The sequence below is a fragment of the Embleya sp. NPDC005575 genome (assembly GCF_040605455.1).
Taxonomy (GTDB): Bacteria; Actinomycetota; Actinomycetes; order Streptomycetales; family Streptomycetaceae; genus Embleya.
Genome location: NZ_JBEXCV010000243.1, coordinates 1 through 8,518 on the forward strand (window position 1 = coordinate 1; position 8,518 = coordinate 8,518).

Genomic DNA, 8,518 nt, shown 5'->3' on the forward strand with positions numbered 1-8,518 from the left:
TACGCGGCAGTGGCCGGCGCGGCAGCCGCGGCCGGGGCGCCGTCGGCCGTCGGCACCACGGCAGTCCCGTTGACCGCCGCAGGCACCGGCGTCAGCGGCGTCTGCCCGGTCAGGATCTTGTCCACCGACTTGAAGAACTCGCCCGCCGTCTTCTTGGCGACACCCGTCAGCATGCGCTGCCCGACCCCGCCGATGACGCCGCCCACCACGGCCTCGGCGTCGTACTCCAGCCGGGTCCGCCCGCCGTCGATGTCCGCCAGGGTGACCTTGACCTCGGCGCTGACCGTGCCCGGCCCGCCCGAGCCGGACGCCTTGAGCATGAACGAGCCCGGCGGTACCTGGTCGGTGAGCTGCACGTTGCCCAGGTAGGTGCCCTTGATCGAGGCGACCCCCATCGTCACCGTCATCCGGTACGCGTCCGGGCCGGTCTCCTCGAGCTTCTCGCAGCCGGGGATGGTGCGGGTCAGTACGGCCGGGTCGTTCAGCGCCGCCCAGACCTTGTCGACCGGTGCGTTCAGGATGGCGTTTCCTTGGACCTTCATGGTGCGACGTGCTCCTTAACGGTGGGTGCCGGCGGCATGGTCGGCGCCGCGGCGCAGCGCCGGGATCTCGCCGGCGGCGAACCGCTTGCGCAGATGGAAGAGTTCGGACGGCTGGATCGGCATCCGCACGATCGGGAAGCCCTCGGCGTCCTCGATCGCGGAGGCGAACACTGCCGCCGCGGGGATCACGCCCGCCTCGCCGGCGCCCTTGATGCCGAGCGGGTTGAGCGGGGAGGGGGTCTCCAGGTGGTCGATCTCGATCTTGGGCACCTCGCTCGCGTACGGCATCAGGAAGTCCATGAACGAGGCGTTGACCAACTGGCCGTGCTCGTCGTACTCCATGCGCTCGTACAGCGCGCCGCCGACGCCCTGTGCGACGCCGCCGTGTACCTGGCCCTCGACGATCATCGGGTTGATCAGGTGTCCGCAGTCGTGCACGACGCAGTAGCGCAGAATGCGGATCTCGGCGGTGTCCGGGTCGGTCTCCACGATCACCGCGTGCATCCCGTTGGCGAAGGTGGCGGTCGGCGGCGAGTAGTAGTCGCGGCCCTCCAGGCCGGGTTCGTCGTCCTCGGCGACCGGCGGCTTGGAGAAGTCGGCGGTGCCGGTGAGTTGGGTGGCCGCCTGGGACGCCTCGTCGAAGGCGTAGCGCAGCGGGTTGGACAACACCGCGACCGTGCCGAGCGCGACCGAGGAGCCCGGGCTGCCCTTGACCCGCACATGGCCGTCGACGATCTCCAGGTCGCGCGGGTCCGCCTCCAGCGCCTCGCCGGCGATCCGCAGCGCCTTGGCCTTGACGTTGCGCGCGGCCAGCGCGATGGCGTTGCCGCTCATCACCGCCGCCCGCGATGCGAACGTGCCGACCGCGTACGGGAATCGGCGGGTGTCGCCGGTGGTCACCGTGACGTCTTCGAGGGGTACGCCCAGTTCGTCGGCGACGATCTGGGCGAACACCGTCTGGTGACCCTGGCCCTGGCTGGTCAGGCCGGTGGCGACGTTGACCTTGCCGGTGGTCTCGATCTGGACGTGGCCGCCCTCGTACGGGCCGACGCCGGTGCCCTCGACGTAACACGCGACACCGATGCCGACCCGGCGGCCCTCGGCGCGCGCCCGCGCCCGGTACGCCTCGAACTCGTCCCAGCCGACCAGCTTCTTGAGCGCGTCCAGCGAGGCGGGGAAGTCGCCCGAGTCGTAGATCAGCGGGCGGCCGTCCTGGAAGAGCAGGCCGTGGTCGTAGGGCATTTCCTCCGGCTTGATGAAGTTGACCGCGCGCACCTCGGTGCGGTCCTTGCCCAGGTGATCGGCGATCGCGTCCATCGCGCGCTCCATCGCGAACACGCCCTGCGGGCGGCCTGCGCCGCGATAGGGGGTGACTATCACCGTGTTGGTGTAGAGGCTGCGGAAGTCCACCCGATAGGCGCCGGGCTTGTACGGGCCGAGCAACTGGGTGGAGGTGATGATCGGGACGATGATCCCGTACGGCGTGTACGCGCCGTTGTCGTGCAGGATCTCCACGTCCAGGCCCAGCAGTCGGCCGTCGTCGTCGAAGCCGACTCGTACGGTCTGCAACTGGCCGCGCTCGTGCGCGGCGGAGATGAAGTGCTCGCGGCGGTCCTCGGTCCACTTGACCTCGTGGTCGAGCAGCCGGGCCGCCCACGGGATCAGGATCTCCTCGGGCCATGGGTGCACGATCTTGACGCCGAAGCCGCCGCCGACGTCGGGGGTCACGCACTCGACCCGGTCCAGTGGCAGCTCCAGCTTGGCCGCTACCGCCGCGCGCACGCCCGTGGAGGTCTGCGTGGAGGTGTACACGCGCAGACTCGCGTCGTCCGCGTCCCAGCGGGCGTAGACGCCGCGACCCTCCATCGGCATGCACGCGCTGCGCTCGATGTCGAGCTTCAGCTCCAGCCGGTTGGGCGCGGCGGCGATCGCGGCGGGCGCGTCGCCGACCTCCTGGACGAGGTGCGCGGCGCAGTTGCCGGGCACGTCGTCGTGCACGAGGCGGTCGGCGCGGTGCGCGTTCTCGATACCGACGACGGGGGGCAGCGGTTCGTACTCGACGGTGATCCGCTCGCAGGCGTCCTCGGCCAGGTAGCGGTCCCGGGCGACGACCATCACGACGGCCTCGCCGACGTGGTTGACGAACTCCTTGGCCAGCGGGTAGGCGGTGCGGCCGTGGGTGAGCGCGGGGTGCGGGATGAGCAGCGGGAGCGGCTCGGCGACCCGGCCGGACAGGTCCTCGTAGGTGTAGATCGCGATCAGGCCGTCGACGTCGAGCGCGCCGGTGACGTCGATCCCGGTGACCCGGGCCCGGGCGTGCGGGCTGCGGACGAAGGCAGCCTCGTAGGCGCCCGCGCCCAGGTCGTCGAGGTAGCGGCCGTTGCCGACCAGCAGGCGCAGGTCCTCGGTGCGCTGTACGGGTGCGCCGAACATCCTGGTGGTCATCGGGCGTCCCCCTCGGCCTGCTCGGCCCGGCGTTCGTTGGTGATCTCGGCGGCGCGCAGCACCGACTTCACGATGTTCTGGTACCCGGTACAGCGACACAGGTTGCCGGAGACGGCCTCGCGGGCCTCCTCCTCGGTGGGCGCCGGGTTCTCCTCCAGGAAGGCGGAGACGACGGTGAGGAAGCCGGGTGTGCAGAATCCGCACTGGAGGCCGTGGCACTCGCGGAAGGCCTGCTGCACGGGATGCATGGTGCCGTCGGCATCGGCCAGTCCCTCGACCGTGGTGATCTCGTGGCCCTGCGCGCTGACGGCGAACATCAGGCAGCCGCGCATCGGCTTGCCGTCGACTCGGATCGTGCACGCGCCGCACACGCCGTGCTCGCAGCCCACGTGGGTGCCGGTCAGGCCCAGGTCGTGGCGCAGGCAGTCGGAGAGCAGGCGGCGCGGGGTGACGGTGGCGGTGCGCAGGACGCCGTTCACGTTCAGCCGGATGTCGAGGCGTTGCTCGGTGGGGATCTGCGTCTCGGTCATCAGGCGCTCCGCTCGTCGGTGGTGCTCGGTGCGGTGGGGTTCGGGTCGACCAGGGCCGCGCGTTCGGTGGCGGTGCGCAGGGCGCGGACGGTCAGTACGCCGGCCAGTTGGGCGCGGTATTCGGCGGTGGCGTGGATGTCCGGCTCGGGCTCCAGACTCGCGCCCGCGAGCGTCGCCGCGTCGCTCCACTCGGCGGTGTCGGCGGTGCGGCCGATCAGCGCGTCGGTCAGGTCGAGCACGAGCGGGACGGGCGAGAGCGAGAGGTAGGCGGCGCGGGCCGAGACGATCCGCAGATCGTCGTCGACGGTGACCGCCGCCGCGACGCCGCACATCGCGTAGTCGCCGTGTCGGCGGGCGATCTCCACGAACTCGGTGCCGGTGCGGCCCGGCAGGCGCGGGAAGTAGGCGGCCACGGCCAGTTCGCCGGGCTCGATGCACGACTCCAGCGGGCCGAGGAAGAAGTCCTCGGCGGCGACGGTGCGGGTGGCGCCCTTGCGGGCCAGCGTCATCGAGCCGCCGAGCAGGGCCAGTACGGCGGTCATCTCGCCGGAGGGGTCGGCGTGCGCGAGGCTGCCCACGGTGGTGCCGCGGTTGCGGATCACCGGGTGGGCAACCAGGCGCAGGCCCTGGCGCAGCAGGGGTACGACCGCGTGTGCGGCCTCGTCCGCCTCGACCTCGGCGTGCCGGGCGAGCGCGCCCACCGCGACGCCGCCGGGGTCGGTGCGGACGTAGGAGAGTTCGGCGAGCCCGTTGATGTCGACCAGGTGGGCCGGGGCCGCGAGTCTCATGTTGAGCATCGGGATCAGACTCTGGCCGCCGGCGAGGACCTTTCCGTCGTGGCCGACCCCGTCGAGGGCGTCGAGGGCCTCGGCCAGATCGGTCGGTGCGTGATATCGGAATGCCGGCGGCTTCACGGTGTCGTCTCCTCCTGGTGTTCGCGTGCGGTGGTGCGCGTGAGTGGGGTGGCGTCAGCTCGGCGGTGTCTTCGTCGGCGGAGCGGCGGCGGTGGAGCCGGCCAACGGCTGCTCCGCGGGCTGGTGTTCCTCCACCGTGCCCAGGGACAGCGCGGTGCCGCCCTCCAGTTCGACGTCGGCGGGGGCCTTGGGGTCGCGCATGTGCGCGGGAGCCAGGGCATGCAGGGTGTGGTAGGCCACCAGGGTGACGATGGTGCCCAGCGCGATGCCCTCGATGACGAAGTCGTCGTTGATCTTGATCGCGACGCCGCCGATGCCGATCACGATGCCGGCGGCGATCGGGACGAGGTTGATCGGGTTGGCGAAGTCGACCTTGTTCTCGATCCAGATCTTCGCGCCGAGCAGGCCGATCATGCCGTAGAGCACGACGGTGATCCCGCCGAGCACGCCGCCGGGAGTGGCCGCGATCAGTGCGCCGAACTTGGGACACAGGCCGAACAGCACGGCGACGACGGCGGCCACGTAATACGCGGCGGTGGAGTAGACCCGGGTGGCCGCCATGACGCCGATGTTCTCGGCGTAGGTGGTGGTGGGCGAGCCGCCCACCGCGCTGGCCATCACGGTGCCCAGGCCGTCCGCGGTGATCGCCTTGCCCAGGCTGCCGTCCAGGTCGGCGCCGGTCATCTCGGAGACCGCCTTGACGTGGCCGGCGTTCTCCGCGATCAGCGCGATCACGGCGGGCAGCGCGACCAGGATCGCCGAGGTCTTGAAGTCCGGGGCGTGCGTGGTGGGCAGCCCGAACCAGTCGGCGGAGGTGACGCCGGAGAAGTCGACCCGGTCGTGCGCGAACGCCTTGCCGTCGTTTTGACCGGGCTGGACCGAGGTGATCTGCCCGAAGCCCTTGTCGAACAGCCACGACATCGCGTAACCGAAGATCAGACCGAGGAAGATCGCGATCCGGGACCAGAAGCCGCGCAGCAGCACGGTCATCGCGATCACCGCGGTCATCGTCAGGATGGCGATCCACTGGTCCTGCGGCCAGTACACCTTGGCCACCACGGGCGCCAGGTTGAAGCCGATCAACATCACCACGGCGCCGGTGACCACCGGCGGCAGCGCCTTGTTGACGAGCTCGGCGCCGAGCAGGTGGATCAGCACACCGGCGAGCGCGAGTACGGCGCCCGCGATCAGGATCGATCCGGTCACCGTCGCGCTGGATCCGCCGGAGGCGCGAATGGTGGCGACCGCGCCGACGAACGCGGCGCTGGTGCCGAGGTAGCTGGGGATCCTGCCCTGCACGATGAGCAGGAAGACCACGGTGGCCACACCCGACATCATGATCGCCAGGTTCGGGTCCAGACCCATGACCACCGGGAATACGAATGTCGCGCCGAACATCGCGACGATGTGTTGTGCGCCCAGACCGATGGTCCGACCCCACGAGAGCCGTTCGTCGGGGCGTACGACCTCACCCGGAGGTGGGGTACTGCCGTCCCCGTAGAGCTTCCATCCCAAGCCGAGTGCCATGTTCAGCCGCCTTCCAGGCGTAGGGGGGTGCGAGGGCGATTCGCTGTCGCACGACCCGGCACGGTGAGCGCGATCCGGTGTTGTCCGCCGTTCTCGCCACGAGGTTGGGGGAAGGTTATGGACGGGTCGGACACTGCGGCTTGGGTGATAGCTGACAGAGCCGGCCTGGTGGTGTTGTGGAATTCACCCAAGGTTTGTTGCCTTCGTGTGTCGGCGTATGGATGAACAACCAAGGGTCTCTCCGTACGTGCGCGTTACGCTACAGCCCGCGCATGCGGCGGACTTGGAGCGCCAGCATGATGTTGAGCCGCAGATGCGAGTCGGTGGTGAACGCGCCGAGCAACCGTTCCAGTTTGCCGATCCGGTAGCGCAGCGTGTTGTAGTGGAAGTGCAGGATCCGGGCCGTCTCGGCCACGTTGAGATTGGTGTCGAGCAGCACCTCCAGGGTGGTGCGCAGATCGGTGGTCTCCTCGTCCTCGCGACTCGCGAGTTCCCCGAGCGTCTCCCGCATGAAACTGGTCAGTTCGGCGGAGTCGGGGACCAGACTGAGCAGGCGGTACACGCCCAGGCTGTCGAAGTCGGCGATGCCGCCCGGACCGTGCATCTGCCGGCCGACCTTGGCCGCGCGGCGGGCCTGTTCGTACGCCTCGGGCAGCAGCGCGGGATCGGTGACCACGCGGCTGACGCCGGTGGAGAACGAGCGGCGTCCGCCGCCGCCGTCGCCGGCGACCTGGGCGACCATGTGCCGGACCAACTCGCCGGGCGGGGTGCGCTCGGAAGCGCCCATCACCACCACGACCTCCTGGCTGTAGCCGACCACGGCCGCCCGCGGATCGCGTTCGCGCACGACGATGCCCCACGCGGTGGCGAAGCGTTCGTGCGCGGGCCGCAGGTCGTCGCTCTCCGGGTCGGGGCCCTCGCCGGGTTCGAGCTGGGCGACCATCACGGTCAGCGGGCGGTCGATCGCCCAGCCCAGCGACGCGCAGTGCCGCACGGTGTGCGCCGGGTCGCCGGCCCGGCCGGCCAGCAGGTCGCGCATGAAGTCGCCCTGGTACTTGCTCTCCACGGCGGCGACCGCGAGTTCCTTGGTGATCACCAGCGCGGCGGTGGCGGCGGCGCGTTCCAATACCTGGATGTCGCTCTCGTCGAGCGTGCGTCCGGCGGAGATCAGCACGACCCGGCCGTGGTCGAGGGCGCCGGCCAGGATCGGCACCAGCGCCACCCCGGTGGCCGGCTCCTCCAGGGCCCGTGCGCCGTGCTTGAAGCGCTCGACCCGGAATCGGCCGGTGGCGTCGAACACGCCGCGTCCGGACGCCTTGGCCCCGACGCCCTCCGAAGCGGAGGAGGCCAACAGTCGGCCGTCGGGGGTGGTGACCATGACGGTGCCACCGAGCAACCGGCTGAGTTCGTCGGTGATCGCCTCCAGGCCGCCGCCCGCGAGCACCACGCTGACCAGCGCGCGATGCGCCTCCTCGGAGCGGGCCAATATCGCGGCCTGCCGGTTGAGGATGTCGGTGAGCACCTGGTTGAGGATGTCGTCGAAGGCGACGTCGTCGGGCAGCCGGATGATCGGCAGGCCCACCCGATCGGCGGCGTCCAGCATGTCGGCGGGCAACTCGTCCAGGTAGCGGCCCAGCTTGATGCCCACCGCGGCGAGTCGGCGCGACTCCAACTCGGTGACCAGGTCGCACAGCGACTGTGGAGTCTCGCGCAGCGGGTAGCCGGTGGTCAGCAGGAGTTCGTGCGGCTTGGTCCAGGGCAGGATGTCCGGGACCTCCATCACGTTGAGCCGCTGCACGACGCGATCCAGTCCGCGCTCTCCGGCCATCAGCCGGGCGCCGGACAGGCTGGAGAGGCTCAGCACGTCGCGGACCGACACGCCGCGAACGAGCGTGCCGGTACTCGCGGTTCGCACGCCTCCGGGACTCCCGCCAGAGCTTGGCAAATTACGCGAATTAAGTGCGCCAAGGTTGGCAACTTGCTCCATTCGAGGACCATAGCCATTGGATTACGTTCACAACAGACATAGAGCCGGTCCGATTCAAGTCGGTTCGAAAGAGCGGCCCCACCGTCGCTCACCCGTCGCGGGGTCCTCGACCACACCGCGTCAACCACCGACGCGCATCGCTTCGTTCCGTATCGCCTCGGTTCCGCACCGCTTCGATTCCGCCGCTTCGATTCCGCACCGTTCCCGGGAGGCACCATCGTGGTAGACCCGGGAGAACACGCCGATCCGGTGCCGATGCCGGGCTCGGCGTCGGTGCGCGTCCGCGCGGCGCTGGAGCGACCGACCCGGCCCGCCCGGGTGCTCGGCGTCTTCCCGGCCGCGATCTACCTGGCCGACCCGGACGGCACCGTCCTCGCGCTGTGCACCCACGACGCGGTCCGGCTGCCCAACGCCGTCGTCCTGGCCGCCCGCACCGCCGCATCGCCCTTCCCCGCACTGGCCGACCGCACCGACGCCCGGATCGGTGACGGGCGGGTGAGCCTGGGTGCGATGGGGGTGACGGCGGCCCGCTGGTGGACCCCGCCGCGCCCGCCCGCGCCGGGCGACGCCGAC

General features: G+C 70.6%; 7 protein-coding genes. 1 reads left to right on the top strand and 6 read right to left on the bottom strand.

All coding sequences use genetic code 11. The features are described 5' to 3' along the window. From ABZS54_RS40515 to ABZS54_RS40540, 6 genes are all read right to left on the bottom strand, one after another. Positions 1-542: carbon monoxide dehydrogenase subunit G (locus ABZS54_RS40515; protein ID WP_355547676.1), on the bottom strand; the 542-nt coding region annotated here is incomplete at its 3' end. 15 nt (positions 543-557) lie between these two features. After that, the gene (gene cutA / locus ABZS54_RS40520; RefSeq protein ID WP_355547678.1) at positions 558-2,987 is read right to left on the bottom strand and encodes an aerobic carbon-monoxide dehydrogenase large subunit; all 2,430 of its coding nucleotides are present in this window, start codon (positions 2,985-2,987) and stop codon (positions 558-560) included. Continuing rightward, positions 2,984-3,517 (bottom strand): (2Fe-2S)-binding protein, encoded by a 534-nt coding sequence (locus ABZS54_RS40525; RefSeq protein WP_355547681.1) that lies wholly within the window; start codon positions 3,515-3,517, stop codon positions 2,984-2,986. The genes cutA and ABZS54_RS40525 overlap by 4 nt, the downstream gene beginning before the upstream one ends. Continuing rightward, positions 3,517-4,431 (bottom strand): xanthine dehydrogenase family protein subunit M, encoded by a 915-nt coding sequence (locus tag ABZS54_RS40530; RefSeq protein WP_355547684.1) that lies wholly within the window; start codon positions 4,429-4,431, stop codon positions 3,517-3,519. Before ABZS54_RS40530 ends, ABZS54_RS40525 begins: the two co-directional genes overlap by 1 nt. 54 nt (positions 4,432-4,485) lie before the next feature. After that, the gene (locus ABZS54_RS40535) at positions 4,486-5,958 is read right to left on the bottom strand and encodes a solute carrier family 23 protein (RefSeq protein WP_355547687.1); all 1,473 of its coding nucleotides are present in this window, start codon (positions 5,956-5,958) and stop codon (positions 4,486-4,488) included. Between the two features lie 259 nt (positions 5,959-6,217). Next, positions 6,218-7,873, bottom strand: a complete 1,656-nt coding sequence (locus ABZS54_RS40540) for a PucR family transcriptional regulator ligand-binding domain-containing protein (protein WP_355547690.1) — start codon at positions 7,871-7,873, stop codon at positions 6,218-6,220. Positions 7,874-8,164: 291 nt separating this feature from the next. Here ABZS54_RS40540 and ABZS54_RS40545 point away from each other — a divergent pair. After that, on the top strand, positions 8,165-8,518 hold a 354-nt coding region (locus ABZS54_RS40545), incomplete at its 3' end, for a hypothetical protein (protein WP_355547693.1).

Excerpts from the sequence above, each read along its gene's own strand:
- ABZS54_RS40525 (WP_355547681.1), bottom strand. The coding sequence starts at position 3,517 with ATGACCGAGACGCAGATCCCCACCGAGCAACGCCTCGACATCCGGCTG.
- cutA (WP_355547678.1), bottom strand. The coding sequence starts at position 2,987 with ATGACCACCAGGATGTTCGGCGCACCCGTACAGCGCACCGAGGACCTG.
- ABZS54_RS40535 (WP_355547687.1), bottom strand. The coding sequence starts at position 5,958 with ATGGCACTCGGCTTGGGATGGAAGCTCTACGGGGACGGCAGTACCCCA.